Annotated in this window: 17 protein-coding genes and 3 pseudogenes; 11 read left to right on the top strand and 9 right to left on the bottom strand. The window is 73.8% G+C overall.

Features of this window, described 5'->3' with window-relative positions; all coding sequences use genetic code 11:
• Positions 1-72 precede the first annotated feature (72 nt).
• Positions 73-2100: a capsular polysaccharide export protein, LipB/KpsS family gene (locus ACFFGY_RS20555; protein WP_377046407.1), complete on the bottom strand. Its 2028-nt coding sequence runs from the start codon at positions 2098-2100 to the stop codon at positions 73-75.
• Positions 2101-2306: 206 nt separating this feature from the next.
• Between ACFFGY_RS20555 and ACFFGY_RS20560 the strand changes: the two genes are divergently transcribed.
• The 4 genes from ACFFGY_RS20560 to ACFFGY_RS20575 all read left to right on the top strand — a co-directional run bounded on the left by ACFFGY_RS20560 (position 2307) and on the right by ACFFGY_RS20575 (position 6645).
• On the top strand, positions 2307-2732 hold the full coding sequence (locus ACFFGY_RS20560) for a DVU3141 family protein (protein WP_377046408.1): 426 nt from the start codon (positions 2307-2309) through the stop codon (positions 2730-2732).
• Between the two features lie 166 nt (positions 2733-2898).
• Complete coding sequence (locus ACFFGY_RS20565) at positions 2899-3546, top strand: ABC transporter ATP-binding protein (RefSeq protein ID WP_377046409.1); 648 nt, start codon at positions 2899-2901, stop codon at positions 3544-3546.
• Complete coding sequence (locus tag ACFFGY_RS20570; RefSeq protein WP_377046410.1) at positions 3515-4768, top strand: capsule biosynthesis protein; 1254 nt, start codon at positions 3515-3517, stop codon at positions 4766-4768. The genes ACFFGY_RS20565 and ACFFGY_RS20570 overlap by 32 nt, the downstream gene beginning before the upstream one ends.
• Before the next feature lie 53 nt (positions 4769-4821).
• Positions 4822-6645: a polysaccharide biosynthesis/export family protein gene (locus tag ACFFGY_RS20575; protein WP_377046411.1), complete on the top strand. Its 1824-nt coding sequence runs from the start codon at positions 4822-4824 to the stop codon at positions 6643-6645.
• A 136-nt stretch (positions 6646-6781) separates the two neighbouring features.
• Here the strand turns inward: ACFFGY_RS20575 and ACFFGY_RS20580 are convergent, their stop codons facing one another.
• From ACFFGY_RS20580 to ACFFGY_RS20610, 7 genes are all read right to left on the bottom strand, one after another.
• Positions 6782-7855, bottom strand: coding sequence for an alpha/beta hydrolase (locus tag ACFFGY_RS20580; RefSeq protein WP_377046412.1), 1074 nt, complete (start codon positions 7853-7855; stop codon positions 6782-6784).
• A 214-nt stretch (positions 7856-8069) separates the two neighbouring features.
• On the bottom strand, positions 8070-8432 hold the full coding sequence (locus tag ACFFGY_RS20585) for a DUF423 domain-containing protein (RefSeq protein WP_377046413.1): 363 nt from the start codon (positions 8430-8432) through the stop codon (positions 8070-8072).
• Positions 8433-8503: 71 nt separating this feature from the next.
• Positions 8504-8998 carry a GNAT family N-acetyltransferase gene (locus ACFFGY_RS20590; protein WP_377046414.1) on the bottom strand — a complete coding sequence of 165 codons (495 nt, stop codon included), beginning with the start codon at positions 8996-8998 and terminating at the stop codon, positions 8504-8506.
• Positions 8999-9006: 8 nt separating this feature from the next.
• On the bottom strand, positions 9007-9843 hold the full coding sequence (gene tsaB / locus ACFFGY_RS20595; protein ID WP_377046415.1) for a tRNA (adenosine(37)-N6)-threonylcarbamoyltransferase complex dimerization subunit type 1 TsaB: 837 nt from the start codon (positions 9841-9843) through the stop codon (positions 9007-9009).
• 276 nt (positions 9844-10119) lie between these two features.
• The gene (locus ACFFGY_RS20600) at positions 10120-10551 is read right to left on the bottom strand and encodes a nucleoside deaminase (RefSeq protein WP_456316179.1); all 432 of its coding nucleotides are present in this window, start codon (positions 10549-10551) and stop codon (positions 10120-10122) included.
• A gap of 95 nt (positions 10552-10646) precedes the next feature.
• Positions 10647-11960, bottom strand: coding sequence for a PLP-dependent aminotransferase family protein (locus ACFFGY_RS20605; RefSeq protein ID WP_377046417.1), 1314 nt, complete (start codon positions 11958-11960; stop codon positions 10647-10649).
• Between the two features lie 352 nt (positions 11961-12312).
• Positions 12313-12939: a trimeric intracellular cation channel family protein gene (locus ACFFGY_RS20610; protein ID WP_377046418.1), complete on the bottom strand. Its 627-nt coding sequence runs from the start codon at positions 12937-12939 to the stop codon at positions 12313-12315.
• Between the two features lie 650 nt (positions 12940-13589).
• On the opposite strand from ACFFGY_RS20610, the gene ACFFGY_RS20615 reads away from it, so the two are divergent.
• Positions 13590-14018 (top strand): GFA family protein, encoded by a 429-nt coding sequence (locus tag ACFFGY_RS20615; protein WP_377046419.1) that lies wholly within the window; start codon positions 13590-13592, stop codon positions 14016-14018.
• 71 nt (positions 14019-14089) lie between these two features.
• Here ACFFGY_RS20615 and ACFFGY_RS20620 read toward each other — a convergent pair whose 3' ends face one another.
• A complete protein-coding gene (locus tag ACFFGY_RS20620) occupies positions 14090-15562 on the bottom strand; it encodes a short-chain fatty acid transporter (protein WP_377046420.1) in 1473 nt (490 codons plus the stop codon).
• 563 nt (positions 15563-16125) lie between these two features.
• Here ACFFGY_RS20620 and ACFFGY_RS20625 point away from each other — a divergent pair.
• From ACFFGY_RS20625 to ACFFGY_RS20650, 6 genes and pseudogenes are all read left to right on the top strand, one after another.
• Positions 16126-16950 carry a gamma-glutamyl-gamma-aminobutyrate hydrolase family protein gene (locus ACFFGY_RS20625; protein WP_377046421.1) on the top strand — a complete coding sequence of 275 codons (825 nt, stop codon included), beginning with the start codon at positions 16126-16128 and terminating at the stop codon, positions 16948-16950.
• A gap of 299 nt (positions 16951-17249) precedes the next feature.
• Positions 17250-17939 (top strand): annotated as a pseudogene (locus ACFFGY_RS20630) (pseudouridine synthase); the annotation flags it as partial.
• 217 nt (positions 17940-18156) lie between these two features.
• Positions 18157-18447 (top strand): annotated as a pseudogene (locus ACFFGY_RS20635) (RsmD family RNA methyltransferase); the annotation flags it as partial.
• 201 nt (positions 18448-18648) lie between these two features.
• Positions 18649-18900, top strand: a pseudogene (locus tag ACFFGY_RS20640) (RsmD family RNA methyltransferase); the annotation flags it as partial.
• Between the two features lie 832 nt (positions 18901-19732).
• Positions 19733-20581: an NAD-dependent epimerase/dehydratase family protein gene (locus ACFFGY_RS20645; RefSeq protein ID WP_377046422.1), complete on the top strand. Its 849-nt coding sequence runs from the start codon at positions 19733-19735 to the stop codon at positions 20579-20581.
• Positions 20578-21492: an aldose epimerase family protein gene (locus ACFFGY_RS20650; protein WP_377046423.1), complete on the top strand. Its 915-nt coding sequence runs from the start codon at positions 20578-20580 to the stop codon at positions 21490-21492. Before ACFFGY_RS20645 ends, ACFFGY_RS20650 begins: the two co-directional genes overlap by 4 nt.
• Positions 21493-21784 lie beyond the last annotated feature (292 nt).

A 21784-nucleotide genomic window follows, 5' to 3' on the forward strand; every position in this document is an offset into this window, starting at 1 on the left:
TGAGGGGGAGGGGTCCGGGGAGGGGGAGAATTCCTTCTCCCCCTCCCCGGGATGAAGACACCGGCGGGTCCCTCAGCGGCGCCCGCGCAGCCGGGCCACCCAGCGCTTGAGGTGTCCTTCCAGCCCGCGATGGAGAGTCAGCGGCGACAGTTTCCAGGCGGTGGGGTCTTCGAGGCGTTCCAGGATCAGCTCGGCCGTGCAGGGCAGCAGCGTCACCGGGTCGAGGTAGCGCGGGTAGAGCAGCAGGGCGGCGGCCACCAGCTCATCCAGCGTGCGGGGGGTGCCGCGATGGGGAAAGCCTTCCGGCGCGAAGTCCCGCGTCAGGCCCCAGCCGGCGTAGAAGGGGCGGCCGTAGGTGGCCACGGGAACCTCGCGCAGCAGCGCCTCGAAGCCGGAGAGCGAGGTCAGGGTATGGACCTCGGCCACCAGCGGAAACAGCGCCGAGAGCGGCGTGCCGGTGACCACCTGGTCGGCCACGGCGTCCAGTTCCGCCGAGGCGAGGCGGCCGCGGCGGAAGCCGGCCTCAAGGTCCGGGTGCGGCTTGTAGACCAGGAAGTCGTCCGGGCAGCGGGCCCGCACGACGCGCAGCAGGGCGAGGTTGCTCTGGATCGCGCCGCCGCCGTGCCGGACGGAAGCGTCGTCCTCCACCTGGCCCGGCACCAGGATCACGCGCCGGCCCGGGGGCGCCTGCAACACGGGCGCCGCGCCGCTCAGGTGGTACTTGCCGATGCCGCGCGCCACGATTTTCGCGCGCAGCGCCCGGGCGCGGTCGAGGACCGCCGGGTCGCGGATGCCGTCGCGCAGGATGGCTTCCAGCCGGGTGCGCCGTTCCGGGTCGTAATAGGCGCCGCCCTCGTCGAGGCAGTAGGAGGCGCCGGGCAGAAAGCGCGCGCCGAGCCCGCGCGAGCGGAGAAAGCCGTCCTCGATCGCGAAGACCGGCGGGTTGTCCGGTTGCCGCAGCCCCGCCGGCTCGCGCGAGGCCCAGGCGGCGATGCCGCCGGGCTGGCCCGCCGCGATGGCCTGCCGGGCCAGCCGGAGGGCTCCGGCGGCGTCGCGGGCGAAGCGCAGCGGCGCGGGGCTGGCTACGTTCCCCGGCGCGGGCCCATTCCTGGGGGCGTCCGTGGGTGCGGTCCCGGCGGCGTTCCGGGGTCCGGTCGCGGGTGCATTTCCAGGTGCGTTCCGGGATGCGGTCGCAGGCGCATTCCCGGGCGCGGTCGCCGGCATGTGCCCCGGTTCGTTTCCGGACAGGTTCTCGCGCATGTTCTGGCGCATGGCCCCTGACACGTCCTCTGGCACGTCCCCGGACATGTCCCGGGGCGTTCCCCTGAACGCTCCCCGGGGCGCTTCCCCGGCCGCTCCCCCGGCCGCTCCCCCGGGTGCTCCCATGAACGCTTCCTCTGGCACGTCCCGGGCCAGCAGCGCGCGGATGTGGTCGCGCTTCCAGAAGGCGATGCCGAGGCAGACTGCGACCCGCCGGTTCTCGCGCGCGCGGTCGCGCCAATGGTCCAGCAGCTCCAGCGCTTCCACGAGGGTGCAGGGCTGGCGGCGGAACGGGTCGGCCGCCCAGGCCCCGGCCAGCGTGCCGGGCGGGGCGCCTGGGCAGGGCACCCCCGCCAGCCGCGCCAGCACCGCCATGGGGTGGGAAGCGCCGCGAAGCTCAACCGCCGCATCGAGCAGCGTCCAGGGAGCCAGGCGTCCCGGCAGTTGCCGGGCGCCGGGCGGCGGGGCGGCCGGGTCGCCATGGGAACCGCGCCAGGGATCGCGGGCCAGCAGCACGGGGCGGGTGTTCTCGCGCAGGGCCTCGGCGGCGGCGGCGGCGGTGAAGGCGATCACCGCGCCGCCGGGCGGCAGGCCCAGGGCGCCCGCGCCCGGGTCGGGCAGCAGCGAGGAGCCGCCCAGGCGGCGCGCGCGCACCAGCGCGGCCGCCTCGGCCAGCGCCGCCGCGTCGTGCGCGGGGGCGGGCAGCAGCGCAGGGGCGCCGGGCGACTCCTCCGGCGTTCCCGCCGGCAGTCCCTCGGCGGGCAGCGGCAGCAGGACCGGCGGCGCGTGGCGGTGGTTGAAGCGGGGCGCATCGAAGGGCGACTCGGTGACGCGCAGCACAACGCCACGGTGTGCGGGCGGGGGTTTTTCGCCGGAAGCGAGCAGTATCGTACCGTTCTTTCCGCCCGCGGCTGCCTCCAGGCCCGGCCAGAAACCCAGCAGGTGTGGCCATCGTGCCAGGAGGCGGGGGGAAACCGCCGGGAAGGGGTGTTCGCTCATGCGGTATCATTTTGCCCGTTTCGCGCGGATCGGCTAATCGTGGGGCTATGGACCGTCCGACCCCTGCCCGACGCCGACCCGGTGCGCGCGCCCTGCTCATCCTGCCGCTGCTGCTCGCGACGGCGGCCTGCAGCCGGGGTGGCGTTTCGCTGGGCTGGGACGGCAAGGCCACCGGCCCTGCGCCGGTGGTGGCGCAGGGCCCCGTGCAGCTGGCACGGCCGGGCGACGCGCTGGGCCTCTTCGCCGCGCGCGCGGCGGAAGGACAGCAGGAAACCGTGCTTCTGTCCGACAGCGGACGCACCGCCAGCGTGCGCCTCGCCCGCGTCTACCAGAGCGCCGCGGGGCGCGAGTGCAAGGAGCTGCTGGTGGGCGGCGGCACCGAGAGCCGCAACGTGCTCTACTGCCAGGACCCGCAGCTGGGCTGGGTTCCGGCGCGGCCGCTGCTGCGCGGCGGCGCGGTGGGGCGAACCTGAGATGAACCTTTCGTGAGCCTCGGCGGCGGTCGCGACCAGGCGAGGCGGGATGCCTCCTGCCGCCGGCCCGGCACGTCCGGCGTGAGGGTGCCGGCGCTGCGCGCGATGGGGCCGGCGCTGCGCGCGATGGGGCCGACGCGGCGCGCGGCGAGAGCGGGGTAGCGCCATGCTCGAGCTGCGCAACGTTTGGAAATCCTACCACACGCGCTCCGGCACCAAGCAGGTGCTGCAGGACGTGAACCTGCTGGTGCAGCGCGGCGACTCGGTGGGCATCCTGGGGCGCAACGGTTCGGGCAAGTCGACGCTGCTCAAGATCCTGGGCGGGGTCGAGGCGCCGACCCAGGGCAGCTTCCGCAAGACCATGACGGTGAGCTGGCCGCTGGCGCAGGGCATCGGCGTGCAGGCCAGCCTGACGGGCGCCGACAATTCCCGCTTCATCGCGCGCATCTACGGCATCGACGTGAAGCAGGTGCTGGATTTCGTGCAGGACTTCGCCGAACTCGGCCCCTACTTCGACGAGCCGGTGCGCACCTATTCCGCGGGCATGATGAGCCGGCTGCTGCTGGGCATCTCCTTCGCGGTGGATTTCGACTGCTACCTCATCGACGAGGCGGTGGGCGCGGGCGATGCCCGTTTCGTCGACCGGACGCAGCAGGCGCTCGAGGAGCGCCTGAGCCGATCCTCGCTGCTGATGGTTTCCCACAACACGGAGCAGGTGCGGATGTTCTGCCGCACCGCCGCCATCCTTCGCCAGGGACGGCTCGAGATCTACGAGGACGTCGATGAAGCTATCGCCACGTATCAGTCCCTTTGACGCCACCGGGACGCTGGAGGGCAGCGTCCTCACGGCGCCGCTGCCACGTGCGCGTCCCCGCTTCCGAAGACTGCTGCGCTCCTACCGCAACCTGCTGCTCTTCGTGGTGCTGCCGATGGTGGTGGCCTCGGCCTACTACCTGCTGATCGCGGCGCCGCAGTACCAGAGCGAGACGACCTTCGTGGTGCGCAGCTACAGCGGCAACGCCAACAAGGCGGCCGGGCTGGGCAGCATGCTGGCGGGCGCGGGCTTCTCGTCCTCGTCGGAGGATTCCACCGCGGTGCGCGACTTCCTCGAATCGCGCGACGCGCTGGACGAGCTGCGCTCCAAGGTCAACGTGGTGGAGATCTGGCGGCGTCCCGAGGCGGACTGGGACCCGGTCGCCCGGCTCTGGTACAGCGACCCGCCGGCGGAAACGCTGCTGAAGTACTACAACCGCATGGTGACGCCCTCGCTCGACAGCACCTCGGGCACCGTGACGCTGTCGGTGAAGGCCTTCCGGCCCGAGGACGCGCAGCTGATCGCCGAAACCCTGCTGGAAGAGGCCGAGGCGCTGGTGAACCGGCTGGGCACCCGCGGGCGCGAGAACACGCTGGAGGTGGCCCGCAACGAGGTGACACGCGCCGAGCAGCGCGTGGTGTCCTCGCGCGAGGCGCTGACCAGCTTCCGCGTGCGGGAGCGGGCGGTGGACCCGACCACGGAAGCGCGCAACTCCCTGCAGATCGTGGGGCAGCTTGAATCCTCGCTGAGCGAGGCGCGCGCCGAGTACGCCGAGAAGTCGGCCTACCTGCGCCCCGACAACCCGCTGCTGCGCAACGTGCAGAACCGCATCTCGGCGCTGGAAAGCCAGGTCGCCACCGAGCGGCAGCGCATGACGGGCGGGCAGGTTCCGGGACAGGGCCCGGGCCAGGCCTCCGCGCAGGCGGGCGGCGGGCAGGCCCCGCTGGCGATCCCGCAGCAGCTGGCCAGCTATGAGCGGCTGATGCTCGAGAGCACCTTCGCCGACCGGCAGCTCGCCTCGGCCACGGCGTCGCTGGAAGCGGCGCGGGTGGATGCGCTGCGCCAGCAGCTCTTCCTCGCGCGCATCACCCAGCCGCTGGTGGCGGAAAAGGCCGAGTACCCGCGGGCCGGCTTTATCCTGGGCAGCCTGTTCGCGGTGCTGCTGGTGGCCTACGCTATGGGCTGGCTCGTTTCGGCCGGCGTCAAGGAGCACGCTTCCTGACACCCGGGGGGGTCTGCAGGAAGTCGTTGATTGAGTTTGGGGGACGAGGTTCGATGCGTGCGCTGACCCTGGCGGCGGCCCTGATGGTGCCGCTTGCCTTTCCCTCGCTCGCCTGGGCGCAACAGCAGCAGCAGACGGTGCAATCCGCCGTGCCGGGCCTGCTGTCGAACTCCGCCCAGGTGCAGCAGACGCCCAACGGCGGCTACGCCTACAACCCCCAGACCGGCTACGGCGACCCGACCGCCGCGGCGCAGCAGCAGCAACAGCAGCAGCTGCAGAACACCAACATCCTGCCCGACAGCGTCCTGCTGAACCGTCAGGGCAGCACCACCGAGGCGGAGGGCGGGCCGCAGATCCCGCCCCCGCTGGGCGACCAGATGCGCCTGCCCGGCTCCTCGCAGACCGTGTTCGGCGCGGCGCTGTTCACGCGCGGCGCGCCGTCCGCCACCGACGCGCCCAACCCGAACTACCGCATCGGGCCCGGCGACCGCGTCAGCGTGCGCGTCTGGGGCGCGGTGGAGGCCGAGGCGCTGGGCCAGGTCGACCCGGACGGCAACCTGTTCCTGCCCTCGATCGGGCCGATCCGCATCGCCGGCACCCGTTCGGGCGACCTGCAGCGCGTGGTCGAGAGCGAGGTGCGGCGGATCTACACCCAGCAGGTGCAGGTCTACGCCGTGCTGATCAACGCCAACCGCATCGGCGTCTACGTCACGGGCTTCGTGCGCGCCCCCGGCCGCTGGTCGGGCGCGGGGTCGGAAACGGTGCTGGACTTCCTAGTGCGGGCCGGCGGCGTCGATCCGGCGCGCGGCTCCTTCCGCGACATCACCGTGCAGCGCGGCGGCCGCGCGGTGGGCAAGGTCGACCTGTATTCCTTCCTGTTGCGCGGCACGCTGCCCAACCTGACGCTGCAGGATGACGACACCATCATCGTTGGCAAGCAGGGCGCGCTGGTGGGCGTCGACGGTTCGGTGCGCAACAACTACCTGTTCGAGGTGCCGGGCCGCGCGATGAGCGGCGACGAGCTGATCCAGCTTTCGGCGCCGCTGCCGGCCGCCACCAACGCGGTGATCCGCGGCACGCGCGACGGCAAGCCTTATTCGCGCTACCTCACCACGGTGCAGCTGCGCTCGGTCGCGCTGCTGGACCAGGACGTGGTGAGCTTCATCACCGACGCGCCGGCGCCGACGGTGCGCGTGAACATCGAGGGCAGCCGCATCGGCCCCTCGGTGCTGATCGCCGAGCGTGACACCGGGCTGTGCCAGCTTCTCGACTACGTGGCGGTGGACCCGCAGCTGGCCGACACGCACTCGGTCTACCTGCTGCGTCGCCGCATCGCGGCCCAGCAGCGCCGCGCGCTGAACGAGACGCTGGACCGGCTGGAGCGGCAGCTGTTCCTCGGCACCTCCTCGACCACGGGCGTGGCCGAGATCCGCAACTCCGAGGCGCAGCTGGTGGCCAACTACATCCAGCGCGGCCGTCGCATCCAGCCCGAGGGACGGCTGGTGGTGTCCGACAGCAACGGCCGCTGCGCCGACGTGCGGCTGGAGGATGGCGACACCATCGTGATCCCGGAGAAGTCGCAGACCGTGCTGGTGGCGGGCGAGGTCAACATGCCCACCGCCGTGGTGTGGCGGCCGAGCATGACGGTGCAGCAGTTCATCGACCAGGCCGGCGGCTTCTCGGACCGTGGCAGCATCGGCAACCTGATGCTGCGCAAGGCGAGCGGCGAGATCATCCTCGACCCGCGCGTCGGGCCGCAGCCGGGCGACGAGCTGATCGCGCTGCCGCGCCTGGATCCGAAGTACTTCCAGGTGGCGCGCGACGTCCTGAACCTGATCTACCAGTCGGCGGTGTCGGCGAGCCTGGCGGGGCTGTAAGCGCCGCCGCGGGCTCCTGCGGCGAGATGATCAGGAGGGCGGCCCCGGCAACGGTGGCCGCCCTTTTCACATCTGGAAAACCAGCTGCGGTGGCGCTCTGGGAGCCATGCTTCCCAGGGCTGCGGCGGGGCCGGGTTCAGTTCCCCAGGTGGCGGTCGAAGAACAGCGCGATCTCGTTGAAGGCTTCCCGGACCTCGGGGATGCGGTCGTCGCGGTAGAACTGCGCGTGCGACTGCCCCTCGAAGACCTGCAACACCGCCTCGGTGCCGGCGCGACGCAGGGCGCGGTGCATCCGCACGGTGTTGCTCAGCAGCAGGTCGCGCGTCCCGGTGGTCAGGATCGTGGGCGGGAAACCCTGGACATCGCCGTAAACCGGCGACAGCAGCGGGTCCTTCAGGTCGTGGCCGTTGGCGTAGAAGCGCGTCGCTGCGTCGCAGAAGCCGTCCGGCGACACTAGGACGTTGTCGACCAGGGCATTCGTCTGGAAGGAGTCGCCTTGCTTGGTGACGTCCGACATCGGCGTGCCGGGGGCGATGGCGCCCGGCATCGGCAGTCCTTCCGCCTTGGCGCGCAGCATCATCTCCAGCGTCAGGGCACCGCCGGCGGAGCTGCCGAACACCGCGAGGTTGGCGGGCGGCACCATGCGGATCGCCGCGCGGTAGACCGTCATGGCGTCGTCCAGCGCCGCGGGAAAGAACGCCTCGGGCGGCATGCGGTAATCGACGGCGATCACCTTCATCCGCGCGAAGCCCGCCAGGAAGATCGCTTCCGGCAGCGCCGCCTCGCGCGGGTTCAGAACGTAGCAGCCGCCGTGGACATGGACCGCCAGGCGGTTGCGGTTGCGCTCCGGCAGGTCGGCGGGGGTGATGGTGTAGGCGCGCACGCCGTCGATGGTGGTGGGCTCGACCGAAACGCGCAGCCGCTCCGCCATGGCGGGGATCTGCGCGGCGACGGTGGCGACATTGCTTTCGGCGAGCTGCCGCCAGCCGTCGGGCGTGGTGGGGGGCTTGTCCCAGTTGTTGCGCAGCGGCTGGGCGATCACGGCCTGCATTTCGGGACTGACCGTGGTGGGAACGGGCAGGCTCTTCGCCGGAACCTCACGTGGGGGCAGGGGCTGCGTGGGCGCTTGTGCGGCGGTCTGGGCTGCCGCGGGCAGGGCCGTCAGCAGGGCGGCGGCGAGCGGTGCGGCAAGGAAGGATGGGGTGGTCATGGAGATCCTCGTGCGGGCCTCGGGTGCCTGCTTATCTCGACGATGGACCTGCACGGAACCGGCTGACAAGGCGCACTGGTTCCCGCTTCCCTTTGCCGGAACCCTTCGGCGCCTGGGACTCCCTGGCGTGCTTTCCGCGGCCCGCAGGAAGGCCGCCGGGCTCTGCCGCGACACCGTGATCTGGCTGGGCCGCGGCGGGATCGTGTGGCGGTTCTCAGCGCCGGATGGCGGCCAGGATCAGCAGCAGCCAGCCCAGCATCAGCAGGACCCCGCCCGTCGGCGCCACGCGGCCGAGCGAGGTGCCGGTGAGCGCCAGCACGTAAAGGGCGCCGCAGAACAGGATCACCCCCGCCGCGATCGCCCCGCCCGCGAGGTGCGCGACGCGGCCGGCGCGGCGTTCCGCCAGCAGCCCGGTGGCGAGCAGGGCGCCGGCATGGAGGCCCTGCATGTCGAGCGCCTGGCGGATGAGGTGGGCGCGCGCGGGATCGGCGGCGAAGGCGGCGTGCGCGGCCCAGGCGGAGATGCCGACGGTGAGCAGGCCGAAACCGGCGCCGAGCGCGATCCAGAAACGGGACATGGTGGGTTCCTCCGCGGGTCGCGCGGGGGTGTCCCGCCGGGCGGCGCCGGTGGCAAGGGCCCCGGCTCCGCTCAGCTCCCCGTCGTGGGCTTGCCGCCCGCGGGAGCGAGGTCGAGCCGCAGCACCAGCGCGTCGGTGCCGTCGGCGTAGTAGCGCCGCCGCCGCCCGACCTCGCGGAAGCCGGCGGCCTCGTACAGGGCGCGGGCGGCGGCGTTGTGTTCCGAAACCTCCAGGAACAACGCCTCGGCCCCGCGCAGCACGGCGGCCGCGGCGGCGCCCGCCAGCAGCGCGGCGCCGAAGCCGCGCCGGCGATGGGCCGGATCGACCGCCACGGTCAGCAGCTCCGCCTCGCCCGCCGCGACGCGGGCCAGCACGAAGCCGGCGGGGCTGGCCCCGGGCGGAACGGGCTCGGCGGGCGGGGCGTCCAGGACGGCCAGGCCGAAGGCGCCGGGCATTTCGAGCATGGTGCGAAGCGCCACCGCGCCCCAGGCTTCCGGCGGCGCGAAGGCGCGGGCGTGAAGGGGAGCCAGGGCCGCGGCCTCCCGGGCCGCGAGGGCGCGAAGCACCGGCACCGTCATCCCCCGCGCACCGCCGGCGGCTCGAGGTAGAGCGGCTCCGTCGCCTCGATCGGCGGCAGCTCGCCCCGCAGGCGCCGGGCGGCCACGGCGGCCACGGCCGCGGCCTCGGGCAGCGCGGGGCCGAGGGTGACCGCGGCGCCGCGCGCGGCCAGCGCCTCGCGCAGCAGCGGCGCCGCGTCGCCCAGCACCAGCAGCGAGGCGGGCGCCGGGGGAAGGTCATCCAGTGCGAAGACGGCCGGGGCCTCGTTCGGGCGTTCCAGGGCGACGCGGCCCCGCTTGGTGTCCACCGCGACCCAGCTGGGGAGGGGCGGCTCCCCGGCGGCCGCGAGGGCAGCCAGCAGCGCCTCGCCCACCGTGACGCCGATGCAGGGGACGCCCCAGCCGGCGGCGAAGCCCTGGGCCAGCGCGATCGCGGCGCGCAGCCCGGTGAAGCCGCCGGGCCCGACGGTGACCGCCACGGCATCGGGGCGGGTGCTCGGCGCGTCGGCACCGGGCTCGGGCGGCCGTGCCGCGGCGGCCGGCCCGGCGGGTGACACACCAGGGGACGACGCACCGGGGGACGACGCATCGGAGGTCGGCGCACCGGGGGACGACGCATCGGAGGTCGGCGCACCGGGGGGCGGTGCAGCGGGGGACGAGGCCGTCGCGGGCGAGGGTGCGGCGGGCAAGGATGCAGGGGGCAGGGCGCGCCGGAGCACGTCGCGCGCCAGCGCCGGCAGCACGGCGGCATGGCCGCGCGCGCCGTCCTGCATCGCCTCGGCCAGCACGGTGCCGTCCTGCCACACCGCGGCGGAACAGCGGGCCAGCGCGCCGTCGAGGGCCAGGATCCTCATGCCGGGGGCGCCGCGGCGAGGGGCGGAATGGCGGGGCCCGGGCGATGGTCGGGGCGGCAGGTGGGGCGGACGGGGTCGGACACGGCGCCTCCTTAGAGCACGCCCGCGGCGGGATGGCATCACCGGCCCGCAGGAGAAGGCAGAGGAGAAGACGGGGGAGAAGGCAGGGGCGAAGGAGCACGGAACGCCGTGCCCGATGGCCCAATACTCAGGTCCAATACCCGGGCCCAATACCTGGGCCCGGTGCCCGGACGCGCCGGACCCGGAACGCGCGCCTCAGCGCCGCGCGGCGAAGAAGCGGCGCAGCAGCGCGGCGCAGTCGCGCTCCCGCAGGCCGCCGATCACCTCCGGCACGTGGTGGCAGGAGGATGCGGCGAGAACGCGGGCGCCGTGCTCCACGCCGCCGCCCTTGGGATCGTAGGCGCCGAAGGCGACGCGGCGCACCCGGAACAGCGAGGCCGCCTGGGCGCACATCGGACAGGGCTCCAGCGTGACCGTCAGGGTGCAGTCCGCCAGCCATTTTTCCCCGCGCCCGGCGGCGGCGGCGCGCAGCGCCAGGATCTCGGCATGGGCGGAAGGGTCGTGCCGCGCCTCGACCTCGTTGCCGGCGCGGGCGAGCACCCGGCCGCGCCCGTCGGTGACCACGGCGCCCACGGGGACCTCGCCGCGCGCGGCGGCGGCGGCGGCCTCCTCCAGCGCCAGGGATATGGGCGTGGGAGCGGCGGATGCCGGGGCGACGGATGCCGGCTCAGGCGAGGGCGGGGCGCCGGGCGGCTCCGGCGGATGGCCGGCGCCGTCGGGCATCAGCCGGCGTCCTGCGCCCCCGGCTCGGCCGCGCGGCGCTCCAGGGCGGCGAGCAGGATGCAGATCGCGATGCCCTCGGAGGCGGCGCGCACGTCTTCCAGGCTCGGGAAGGTGGGGGCGAGGCGGAGATTGCTGTCTTCCGGGTCCTGCCCGCCGGGCCAGGTGGCGCCGGCGGGGGTGAGTGCCAGGCCCGCCTCCTTGGCCAGCGTCACCACGCGGCGCGCGGTGCCGGGGGTGGCGTCGAGGCTGATGAAGTAGCCGCCGGCCGGCGCCGTCCAGTGCGCCACCCCGGTGCCATCCAGGCGCGCGCGCAGCGCCGCGTCCACGGCGTCGAACTTCGGCGCGATCAGCGCGCGGTGGCGCACCATGTGGGCACGGATGCCGGCCTCGTCGCGCAGGAAGCGGATGTGGCGCAGCTGGTTCAGCTTGTCGGGGCCGATGGTGCGCTTGCCCGCGCGCGCCAGGTACCAGGCGGTGTTGGCGGGCGAGGCGGCGAAGAAGGAAAGGCCCGCGCCGGCCAGCGTCACCTTGGAGGTGGAGGCGAAGATGAAGGCGCGGTCGGGATTCCCGGCGGCCGTGCAGGCGTCGAGGATGTTGGCGACCCGCTCCGGCGCGTCGCGGAGGTCGTGGACGGCGTAGGCATTGTCCCAGAACAGGCGGAAGTCCGGCGCACCGGTGCGCATCGCGGCCAGGCGGCGCACCACCTCCGGCGCGTAGGTTTCGCCCGACGGGTTGCTGTACTGCGGCACGCACCACATGCCCTTGACCGAGGGGTCGGCGACCAGGGCTTCCACCGCCTCCATGTCCGGGCCGCGCCCCGTCAGCGGCACGGGGATGGCGCGGATGCCGTATTCCTCCAGGATCGCGAAGTGGCGGTCGTAGCCGGGCACGGGGCACAGGAAGGCGGGTGCCTCCTCCTTGCTCCAGGGGCGGGACGAGCCGGGGACGCCCTTGAGCATGGCCCAGACGACGCAGTCGTGCATGACGCCGAGCGAGGAGTTCTCGCCCACCGCGACCTGTTCGGGTGGCACGCCCAGCAGGGGTGCGAACAGCGCACGGGTCTCGGCAAAGCCCTGGAGGTTGCCGTAGTTGCGCGCGTCCTCGCCGCTCTCGCTGAACACGTCGCCGTTGCCGGGCAGCGTCAGCATGGCATCGGCCAGCGCCACCTGCTCGGGCGCCGGCTTGCCGCGCGTCATGTCGAGCTTGAGGTCGCGGGCGCGGAAGCGGTCGTAATCCGCCCGGACCTCGGCCAGGCGGGCGGCGAGCGCCGCGCCCCGGAGTTCCGCCACCGGCGTGCTGTTCTCGGTCGCCATGGGCCGCGTTCCTCTTGCCACCCCGTGTTCCCCCCGCGCGCCGGGGACGGGGGCTTGTACGCCGGGGCGCCGTGGCGGGGTAGGTGGATCGTCGCGGGGCGCGGGTGAGGATGGGGGTGGCGTCCGGCAGGGTGCGCGGATGGCGGGCCGGGTGGCAGGTCCGCGGCCCGCGCGAAGCTTTCCCGCCTGCCACCGTGCCGGGTTTTACCCGCGCCACCGTGACGCTGCTCTTGCGGAGCGTGCTGCGGACCTGACCAGCGGTTGCGCCCAGGCGAATGGCGGCCTCACCGCCTTCCGCCGGGATCGACCAGATCCGGACCTTCCGACCGGACCGGCATCGGCGCGGCGATCGTCACACGGGCGCGCCCGGCTTCCGCGATGGCGCGACAGGCAGCTTCCAGCCGCGGTAGAGCGCCATCAGCCGCAGGAACACGCACAGCGCGATCCCGGCCAGGGCCACGGCGGTCGGCGGCAGCCCGACAGCGTCACCTGCGACCACCACCAGCGCGCCAGCCAGTGCCGCGACGGCGTAGATGTCCGCGCGCAGCACGGTCGGCACCTGCGCTGTCAGCACGTCGCGCACCATGCCGCCGCCGATGCCGCTGACCATGCCCAGCACCGCCGCCATCGGCCAGTTGATCCCGTGGTCCAGCGCCTTCTGCGTCCCGGCCACGGCGAACACCCCGAGCCCGGCTGCGTCGAAGAACTGCACGGGGTGCCGCAACCGGTCGAACAGCCCGAAGCAGCGGAACACCAGCAGCCCGGCCACGGCGGCCAGGGCCAGGTTGTGCCAGCTCGCGACGGAGGCGGGCGGGATGGCGCCGATCAGCACGTCACGGGCGATGCCGCCCACCACCGCCGTGACGAAGGCGAGCACCAGCACGCCGAACAGGTCCATGCCCCGCTGCACGCCCAGCGCCGCCCCGCTGAGGGCGAAGACGAAGGTTCCGATCAGGTCCAGCACCTGGACCAACAGCATCGCCGGTTCCAAACCCGTCAGGGCTTCGCCGCCCCGTCCGCCGGCCAGGCGTCCGCCAGCCAGGCGCCCGCAGCCGCGAGCATTGCCTTGATGCCGTTGCGCAGGGTGGGGTCGATCACGGGTGCGAAGTCCGGGGCAGGTGGGCACGGCAGGCGAGACTCTGGCCTGTCGAACCGGGAGCACACAACAGGCACATCGCCGTGGTTCTCCGAAAGCTGGCCGCTGGGCCTGAGCGGCCCTGCCACATGCCCCCATAGAGCCAGCCTGGCGGACTGGCCAGTCTCGGGTGCGGATCTCCACCGGCGTGCATGGCAAGGCGAGGGCGGGCCGGTGGAGGAGATCCGCCCGGGCGACGCGGTCCGGTTCGCACTCGGCGAGAAGCCTTGGCACGGTGCCGCCCTCACCACCGCCATGGGCCACCTCGCCCTCCAGGAAAAGCTCGACGGTTCCAGGGGTGGACTGGATGGAGCACGTCACCGACGCGCAGTCCGAGCGCTAAGGCCGGCAAGCCGCCCGGTGTCGCCCCGGGCGGCGGCGTCACCGGGCGGCGCGGCCTCGGCGCCGACGGTGATGCTGCCCGATTTTGCTTGCCTCCCGCCGCTGCCGGCTGAAACTCCGCGCCGGTGATGCCGGAAGAAGAGGAGGAAGCCTTGTCCGGTTCGTACGCGGGCGCTTGCTTCTGCGGCGCGGTCGAGATCCAGGTGACCGGCCAGCCCAACGCCATGGGCTATTGCCACTGCCGGTCGTGCCGGTCCTGGTCCGGCGGCCCGGTCAACGCCTTCAGCCTTTGGCCGCCGGAGGCCGTCGAGGTGCGCAAGGGGGCCGAGCACATCGCCACCTACCACAAGACGGAGATGAGCCACCGCCAGTACTGCCGGCTGTGCGGCGGGCACCTGATGGCGGTGCATCCGCCGCTGAAGATGGTGGACGTCTTCGCAGCGACGATCCCCGACCTCGACTTCGTGCCGCAGGTGCACGTGAACTACGCCGAAACCGTGCTGCCGATGCGCGACGGGCTGCCGAAGCTGCGGGACTTCCCGGCGGAGTTCGGCGGCTCGGGCGAGACCGTCGCGGAATAGCCGGGGCATCCCGGCACGATGCGAGCCGTGCCAGGGGAAACCGCCCCCCGGCACGCGTCCCGTCCTGGCCGTCAGGGCATCACGGGCGGGATATAGGGCAGCGTGCGGCCCAGGAACCACAGCATGAACAGCACCAGCGGCGTGTGCACGAGCAGCTGCAGGAAGCTGAAGCCCACGATGTCGCGCGCCTTGATCGACAGGACGCCCAGCAGCGGCAGCATCCAGAACGGGTTGACGAGGTTCGGCAGCGCCTCGGCCGCGTTGTAGACCTGCACCGCCCAGCCGAGATGGACGCGCAGCTCGTTGGCGGCCTGCATCACGTAGGGCGCCTCGATGATCCACTTGCCGCCGCCGGACGGGATAAAGAAGCCCAGCACCGCGGAGTAGATGCCCATCACCACGGGAAAACTCTCAGTGGTGTTGAAGCTGACGAAGAGGTGCGCGATCCGGTCCGCCAGGCTGACATCGCCCCAGCCCCGGGCGTTGGTCATGATCGTGGCGATCGCGCCGTAGAGCGGGAACTGGATCAGCACGCCGGTGGTGGCCGGCACCGCGCGCGCCACGGCGTTGAGGAAGGAGCGCGGCCGCCAGTGCAGCACGAGGCCCAGCATCAGGAAGATCAGGTTGTAGGCGTTGAGGCCCGAGATCGCGACCACCACGCCCAGGCGGGTGAATTCCTGCAGCATCCAGCCGACGGTGAGCGCCACCAGCACCACCGTCAGGAAGGGGCTGTATTCCAGCCACTCGCCCGGGCGTTCGCGCGGCGCGACCTCGCCCACCGGCACCTGCGGGTCGATGCCCATGTGCTGCGCCGTGACCGCGGCCTCGCCGCGCGGGGCGGAGAGCCAGGCGATCAGCACCGACACCACCAGCAGCACCGCGGCCATCACCAGCGACTGCCACAGCAGGATCGTCTGGCCGAAGGGCAGCACGCCGGTGATGCGCAGCAGGGCGGGCGGCAGGCTCGCGGCATTGGCCTGCAGCTGCGCCGCCGATGACGACAGGCCCAGCGCCCAGGTGGCGCCGAGGCCGAGATAGCCGGCCGCCCCCGCCGCGCGGTAGTCCATCCGCAGCTCGGTGCGCGTCGCCATGGCGCGGGCGAGCAGCCCGCTGAACACCAGCGACAGACCCCAGTTCAGGAACGAGGCCGACATGCTGATCGTGGCGATCAGCGCGATCGCGCCCGGGCCGGTCCGGGGGATCATCGCCAGCCGGCGGATCAGCCGCGCGGCCGGCGGCGAGGTCGCCACGACGTAGCCGCTGATGGCCACGAAGACCATCTGCATGCTGAACACGATCAGGCTCCAGAAGCCGTCGCCGAAGGCCTTGGTGATGGCCGCCGGCGTGGCGCCGTTGCCCAGCGCCGCCACGGCCACCACGACCACGCCCACGGCGGCGAAGACGAAGGTGTCGGGAAACCAAGTCTCGGCCCAGGCGGTGAAGCGCAGCGCCAGCCGCGCCATCGCACCCTGGCGCAGGGCGACGGGCGAGGCCGGAGCGCGCGTTGGCGGGGCCGCGCGGTCGGGCGGCAGGTCTGGGGACATGGCGCGGAACTCCTTGGATCGGGTCGTGGCCGTTCGGGCCTTCTGTTTCCTTCAGTAACGCGCGGTGGTGGTGGGCGCCTAGCGTGGGGTGGGGTGTTCCTGAGGCGGTGCCTCGCCAGGGGAGAGAAGGAATTCTCTCCCCCGGACCCCCACTCATCTTTTTCCGGGAACGCTGCCGCGCGGCGGGTGGAGGCCGGTCGCGGTACGATGGCCGTCGGTGCTGCTGAAACGAACAGGATGATTTTTCCAGCATGGGCTGGAACGTCCCTCGCTCCGGCTCCGTGAGCCGGAGCGCACGACCCCGGCCACGCTTCCGCGGCAGCGCTCCCAGAAAAAGATGAGGGGGCGGGGTCCGGGGAGGGGGAGAACACTTTCTCCCCCTCCTCCGGGGTGCACCCCTCCGGGCCGGCATCGGCGCCCTCCCTGATCCGCCTCCCCAGCCGGCGCGATCTCCGCTAGAGCAGCGGCAACGTCCCCGCGACACGCTGCTTTCCGGCGCGAGGCTCCTGCGCCCCAGGCTTTCTGCCGGGACCAGGGCCGCTGCCCTCCAGGAACCCACCCGCATGACAGCCCTCGACGCCCCCGTGAGACCCGCCATCGGCCTGACCCTGGATGCCGAGGACGCAGGCGGCTGGAGCAAGCTGCCCTGGTACGCGATCCGCCAGAACTACTGCGAGGCGGTGGCGGCGGCGGGTGGCCTGCCCGTGGTGCTGCCGCATCACGCCGCCCTGGCCGAGGATTACCTGGACCGGCTGGACGGGCTGGTGGTGACGGGCGGCGCCTTCGACGTGGACCCGGCACTGTATGGTGGGGGCGAGCGGCACGCGACGGTGGTGCTGAAGTCCGGCCGCACGGCCTTCGAGCTGGCGGTGCTGCGCGGGGCGCTGGCGCGCGACATGCCGGTGCTGGGCATCTGCGGGGGCGAGCAGCTGCTGGCGGTGGCGCTGGGCGGCACGCTGATCCAGCACATCCCCGACAGTGTTCCGCAGGCGCTGGCGCATGAGCAGCCGAACCCGCGGACCGAGCCCGGTCACGAGGTGGCGGTGGTGCCGGGCACGCTGCTGTCGCGCATCACCGGCGGCGCCGCGCGCCTGTCGGTGAACAGCGCGCACCACCAGGCGGTGGCGACGCCCGGCATCGGCGCGGTGGTCAGCGGCACGGCGCCCGACGGCGTGGTGGAGGCGATCGAGCACGCGGGGTTCCGTTTCTGCCTCGGCGTGCAGTGGCACCCCGAATACGGCGTCGACCCGCGTGACGGCGACATTTTCCGCGCTTTCGTGCGGGCCTGCGCCGAATGGCGCGAGGCGGCCGGGCAGCCGGCGGGATCGGGCCAGGGCAGCGTGGGCCAGGGCAGCGCGGAACGGGGCGGCGTGGAGCGGGTGGCATGAGCGGGCGGCGCGGGGGCGACATGCCGGAGGAGCCGGATTTCGGCGGCGAGGATGCGCCCGGCGGGCGGGGCGGCGGGGCGCCGGGTCGCGAGGGCGACCTGTCCGGCGGCGCGTCGGATGAAGCAGGGGGCGAAGCGTCCGGCGCGATGCCCGCCGGGGTGACGGCGGACGAGGGCTTCGGGGCGGCCGGGCTCGACAGCGGCTTCGACGAGGAGGCGGCCGACGAGGCTGGCTACGGCGGCGGCGAGGACGATGCGCCCGGGGACGACGCGGGCGGCGAGGCGGAGCGCGGCGAGCGCATCGCCCGCTACCTCGCGCGCGCCGGCGTGGCGAGCCGCCGCGCGGTGGAAGCGATGATCGCGGAAGGGCGCGTGAAGATCGCCGGCCGCACCGTGGGCACGCCGGCCACCTTCGTGAACCCGGGCGACGCGATCACGGTGGACGGCAAGGTCATCTCGGCGGCCGAGCGCACGCGGCTGTTCCGCCACCACAAGCCCGACGGGCTGGTGACGACGCACAAGGACCCTCAGGGGCGGCCCACGGTGTTCGAGAAGCTCCCCCCCGGCCTGCCGCGGCTGATCTCGGTGGGGCGGCTCGACCTCAACAGCGAGGGGCTGCTGCTGCTGACCAACGACGGCGCGCTGGCCCGCAAGCTGGAGCTGCCGGCGAACGGCTGGCTGCGGCGGTATCGCGCGCGGGTGCACGGCAAGGTCAACGAGGCGGCGCTGGCGTGGCTCGCCAAGGGCATCACCGTGGACGGCGTGAAGTACGGGCCGATCCAGGCCGGGCTGGACTCGCGGCAGGGCACCAATGCCTGGCTGACGGTGGCGCTGCACGAGGGCAAGAACCGCGAGGTCCGGCGCGTGCTGGCGCATCTCGACCTGCAGGTGACGCGGCTGATCCGCACCGCCTACGGCCCATTCCAGCTCGGCAGCCTGCCGCGTGGCGCGGTGGAGGAAGTGAACGCCAAGATCCTGCGCGACCAGCTCGGCCTCGACGTGGCGCCGCGGGTGCTGAGCGGGCGCGAGCGCACGGCCGAGGCGGCCTCCGCCAAGGTCGAGGCGCCGCCGCCGGAGGAGGCGCCGCGCAAGCGGCCGCCGCGGGCGCGCCGGGCGGGCGACCCCTACCTGACCGGCTGGGGCGGCAAGCGCCGCGGCAAGCCGTGAGCAGCGGGCGGGCGCGGGGCGCAACCGGGTCGGCGCGCGCGTGAGGATCATCGCCGGGCAATGGCGCGGGCGCCGGCTGCTGGCGCCGCCTGGCGCCGCGACGCGCCCCACCGCCGACCGGGTGCGGCAGGCGCTGTTCGACATGCTGCTCCACGCGCCCTGGGGTGGGCGGGCGCTGCTGGACGGCGCGGCGGTGCTGGACGCCTTCGCCGGCACCGGGGCGCTGGGCCTTGAAGCCTTGTCGCGCGGCGCATCGCGGGCGCGCTTCCTGGAAAACGATCGGGCGGCGCTGGCGGTGCTGCGCGCCAACGTCGCGGCGCTGCTGGGCGAGGCAGGGCGCGGGCGCGGTGCGGCCGCCGGCGGGCGCGGCGCCGGCAGGGATGCGCCGGGTCCTGCCGCGCCAGGCCATGTCGCACCAGGCCACGCCGCGACGGGCCCCACCGCGCCGGGCACCCCGGCGGTGGGGCCCGCCGCCGGGGTCGAGGCGCGGGTGATGCCGGTGGATGCGACGCGGCCGACGCGGGCGGACCTCGCCTGCGGGCTGGTGTTTCTGGACCCGCCCTACGGCGCCGGGCTGCCGGAGCGGGCGCTGCCGGCGCTGTGCCGTACGGGCTGGATCGCGCCCGGTGCCGTGGCGGTGGTGGAGGTCGGCCGCGACGATCCCGCGCCTTCGCTGCCGGGGTGGGAGCCGCTGGCGGAGCGCGCGCACGGCGCCGCGCGGGTGCTGGTGCTGCGCGAGGCGGGCGCCCTGGCCGGCGGGGACGTGCCGGCCGCCGCGCGGTAGCGGCGCGGGGCAGGTGAACGAAACTTCAGCGGTGGCCCATCGGTGCGTCAGATGCGCGGCCGCTATGATGCCTCCCATCGCCGGACCGTTCCGCGGCGGCTCCTGACGGGGCGGCCGAGGTCGGCGGGGAAGGGGATTCTGGGCGTCGTTGCCATGGTTGCGCGTTTCCGGCTGCTCCTGCTGCCCCTGGTGCTCGCGGCACCGCTGCTCGCTTTGCCCCACGTGGCCGAGGCGCGGTCGCGGTCGCAGCTGATCACCAGCGACGGGGTGAACGAGGACCGCCCCGCCGCGCCCCGGGTGAAGCGCCACGCGGCGCACCCGGCGCCGGCCGACGGCGCGCCGCGCTCCACGCGGCAGTCGCGCCGCGCCGCGGCCCGCGCGGTTCGGTCCGCTGCGCCTGATGGGGCGCCGAGTGGGTCGCCCAGCGGGGCGACCGGTGGGGCAGGAGCTCCCGCCGCCCGGTAACGGGGCGGCACGGAGGTTTGGGGTTCGGGCAGGCTGGCCCGTTCCCCCGAGAATCAGCGGCGGCCTATTCCCGGCAGGTCGTCGTTGAATGGTGGCCCCCGCGGGGGGCGGCCAATCTGGGCTGGTCGGACCGCGTGTCCGGCCAGCCCATTTCTTTTTCCGGCCCCCAGACTTCGCCAGCCCGCCGAGCGGGATCGGCAGCCCGGCCCTGCTGACCGGTGCACCGGTGTTTCGCAGCCTGCCCGCCGGCACTGGTCGCGCCACATCATCGGACGGGGTGCTTCACGCCCGGGCGGGAGCGGCGCAGGATGCCGCGCAAGATCCGGCGGTGCCGCCGCCGGGCACGCTTTCCGCAGGGACGATCCGCATGACCAAACCCGCCAAGCCCGTGCTGCTCACCGGCGCGTCCGGCAATCTCGGCCGGATGCTGGCCAGGGAACTCGGCGCCAAGGGCTGGACCCTGCGCCTGACCGACCTGACGCCCTTTCCCGACCCGCTGCCCGAGGGCGCGACCTTCACCCGCGCCGACCTGACCGACGGCGTGACGATGCTGCGGCTGGCGGAAGGCTGCGGCGCCATCCTGCATTTCGGCGGCGCCAGCACGGACCTGCCCTTCGAGACGGTGCTGGGCCCCAACATCCAGGGCCTGTACCACATCTACGAGGCGGCGCGTCGCGAAGGGGCGCGGGTGCTGTTCGCTTCCTCCAACCACAGCATCGGCTTCCATGAGCGCCCGGCCGGCAACGCCGCCAAGCTCGACGCCGACTGCGCCTTCCGCCCCGACAGCTTCTACGGGTTGAGCAAGTGCTACGGTGAGCTGATGGGGCGGCTGTACTGGGACAAGCACGGGGTGGAGAACGTCAACATCCGCATCGGCTCCTCCTTTACCGAGCCGGTGGACGCGCGGATGCTCTCGACCTGGCTGAGCTACGGCGACCTCGCGCGGCTGGTGGAGCGCGCGGTGCTGGCCGAGCGCACCGGCCATTGCGTGATCTGGGGCGCCAGCAACAACCCCGCGACGTTCTGGGGCGCCGACCACCGCGACCGCATCGGCTGGCAGCCCGAGGACAGTGCCGAAAGCTATCGCGACAAGGTGGGCGGCATCCATGCCGATCCGGTCAGCGAGCGCTACCAGGGCGGCGGCTACACCGCGAGCGGCTACAGCCGCGCGCAGCCCAGCGCGCCGGACGCCTTCGCGCTCGACGACGCGTCGTGAGCGGGGCGTATCCGGCGGCGCCCCCGTCGCCGGAAGCCTGGGCGGGCGCGCTGCCCTTACGCGCCGGCGCCTGGGAGATGGTGCTGCTGCCCGCGGGTGGCGCCATCGTGGCCTCGCTGCGCCACGCCGGGCGCGACGTGCTGCTGCCGGTGCCCGAGGGCATCGAGCCGATCGCCGCCAAGGCCGGGGCCTTTCCGATGCTGCCCTGGTGCAACCGGCTCGACGACGGCTGGCTGCGCTGGCCGGGCGGCGAGCACCGCTTTCCCCGCAACGGCGCCGAGGACAACACCGCCATCCACGGGCTGGCGCGCCAGGGGCCCTGGCGGGTGGCGGAGCATGACGGGCACTCGGCGCGGCTGGTGCAGGACGCGCCGCCGTTGCTGCCGGAGGACCCGTCGCAGCCCTACCGCTACGTCGCGGAGCTGCGCTTCGCGCTGAGCGAGCCGGGGCTGGAGCTCGGCGCGTCGGTGCGCAACACCGCCGCGGCAGCGATGCCCTTCGGCATGGGCTGGCACCCGTGGTTCCGGCGCGTGCCGGGGATGCAGCTGCGGATGCGGGCCGACACGGCGCTGCGCCCGGATGCGCGCAACATGCCCGAGGCGGTGGAACCCTCGTCGGGCGCGTCGGGGCCGGAAGCGAACTGGATCGGCCTGGACGGCGCCTTCGCCGGCTGGGACGGGGTGGTGGAGATCGACATGCCGGGCCTGCCGCTGGAGCTGCGCGCCACCGGCGCCTGGGATGGCAACTTCCAGCTCTTCGCGCCCCGCACGCGCGAGGTGGTCTGCCTGGAGCCGGTGAGCCACGTCACCGACGTTTCCAACCGCCGGCAGCTGGCGCGCTTCGGCGACATGCGGCTGCTGGCACCCGGCGAGTCGATGGACGCCGCGCTGACGCTGCGCCTCCGGGGCTGAAGCGGCCCGGCGGCGCGGCCGGGTTCGGGGTGGCGCCGCGCGATCGGGCGCGGTCGGGCGGTGGAGGTGCCGCCGCCCGGCCGGCCACGGGCGCCGGTGCCGGCAAGACGGGTCGGCGACGCCCCTTCGTGCCCCGCGCGGGGCGGCCGGGTTCCGCATCCCGATCCGCGACCCGTTCCGGGTCCGACAAGGGGGGTTCCGCCGGCGCCGGCGCGGGTCCAAACAGCGGGCTCGACGAGTGGGAGGCGGGATCGACGCTGTTCCCGCCGAACAGGGTCCGCCACGCGGGCCC

Source organism: Roseomonas elaeocarpi, from assembly GCF_042433915.1.
Classification (GTDB): Bacteria; Pseudomonadota; Alphaproteobacteria; order Acetobacterales; family Acetobacteraceae; genus Roseomonas; species Roseomonas elaeocarpi.

Excerpts from the sequence above, each read along its gene's own strand:
- ACFFGY_RS20565 (WP_377046409.1), top strand. The coding sequence starts at position 2,899 with ATGCTCGAGCTGCGCAACGTTTGGAAATCCTACCACACGCGCTCCGGC.
- ACFFGY_RS20585 (WP_377046413.1), bottom strand. The coding sequence starts at position 8,432 with ATGTCCCGTTTCTGGATCGCGCTCGGCGCCGGTTTCGGCCTGCTCACC.
- ACFFGY_RS20620 (WP_377046420.1), bottom strand. The coding sequence starts at position 15,562 with ATGTCCCCAGACCTGCCGCCCGACCGCGCGGCCCCGCCAACGCGCGCT.
- ACFFGY_RS20605 (WP_377046417.1), bottom strand. The coding sequence starts at position 11,960 with ATGGCGACCGAGAACAGCACGCCGGTGGCGGAACTCCGGGGCGCGGCG.
- tsaB (WP_377046415.1), bottom strand. The coding sequence starts at position 9,843 with ATGAGGATCCTGGCCCTCGACGGCGCGCTGGCCCGCTGTTCCGCCGCG.
- ACFFGY_RS20575 (WP_377046411.1), top strand. The coding sequence starts at position 4,822 with ATGCGTGCGCTGACCCTGGCGGCGGCCCTGATGGTGCCGCTTGCCTTT.
- ACFFGY_RS20580 (WP_377046412.1), bottom strand. The coding sequence starts at position 7,855 with ATGACCACCCCATCCTTCCTTGCCGCACCGCTCGCCGCCGCCCTGCTG.
- ACFFGY_RS20645 (WP_377046422.1), top strand. The coding sequence starts at position 19,733 with ATGACCAAACCCGCCAAGCCCGTGCTGCTCACCGGCGCGTCCGGCAAT.
- ACFFGY_RS20570 (WP_377046410.1), top strand. The coding sequence starts at position 3,515 with ATGAAGCTATCGCCACGTATCAGTCCCTTTGACGCCACCGGGACGCTG.
- ACFFGY_RS20625 (WP_377046421.1), top strand. The coding sequence starts at position 16,126 with ATGACAGCCCTCGACGCCCCCGTGAGACCCGCCATCGGCCTGACCCTG.
- ACFFGY_RS20610 (WP_377046418.1), bottom strand. The coding sequence starts at position 12,939 with ATGCTGTTGGTCCAGGTGCTGGACCTGATCGGAACCTTCGTCTTCGCC.
- ACFFGY_RS20560 (WP_377046408.1), top strand. The coding sequence starts at position 2,307 with ATGGACCGTCCGACCCCTGCCCGACGCCGACCCGGTGCGCGCGCCCTG.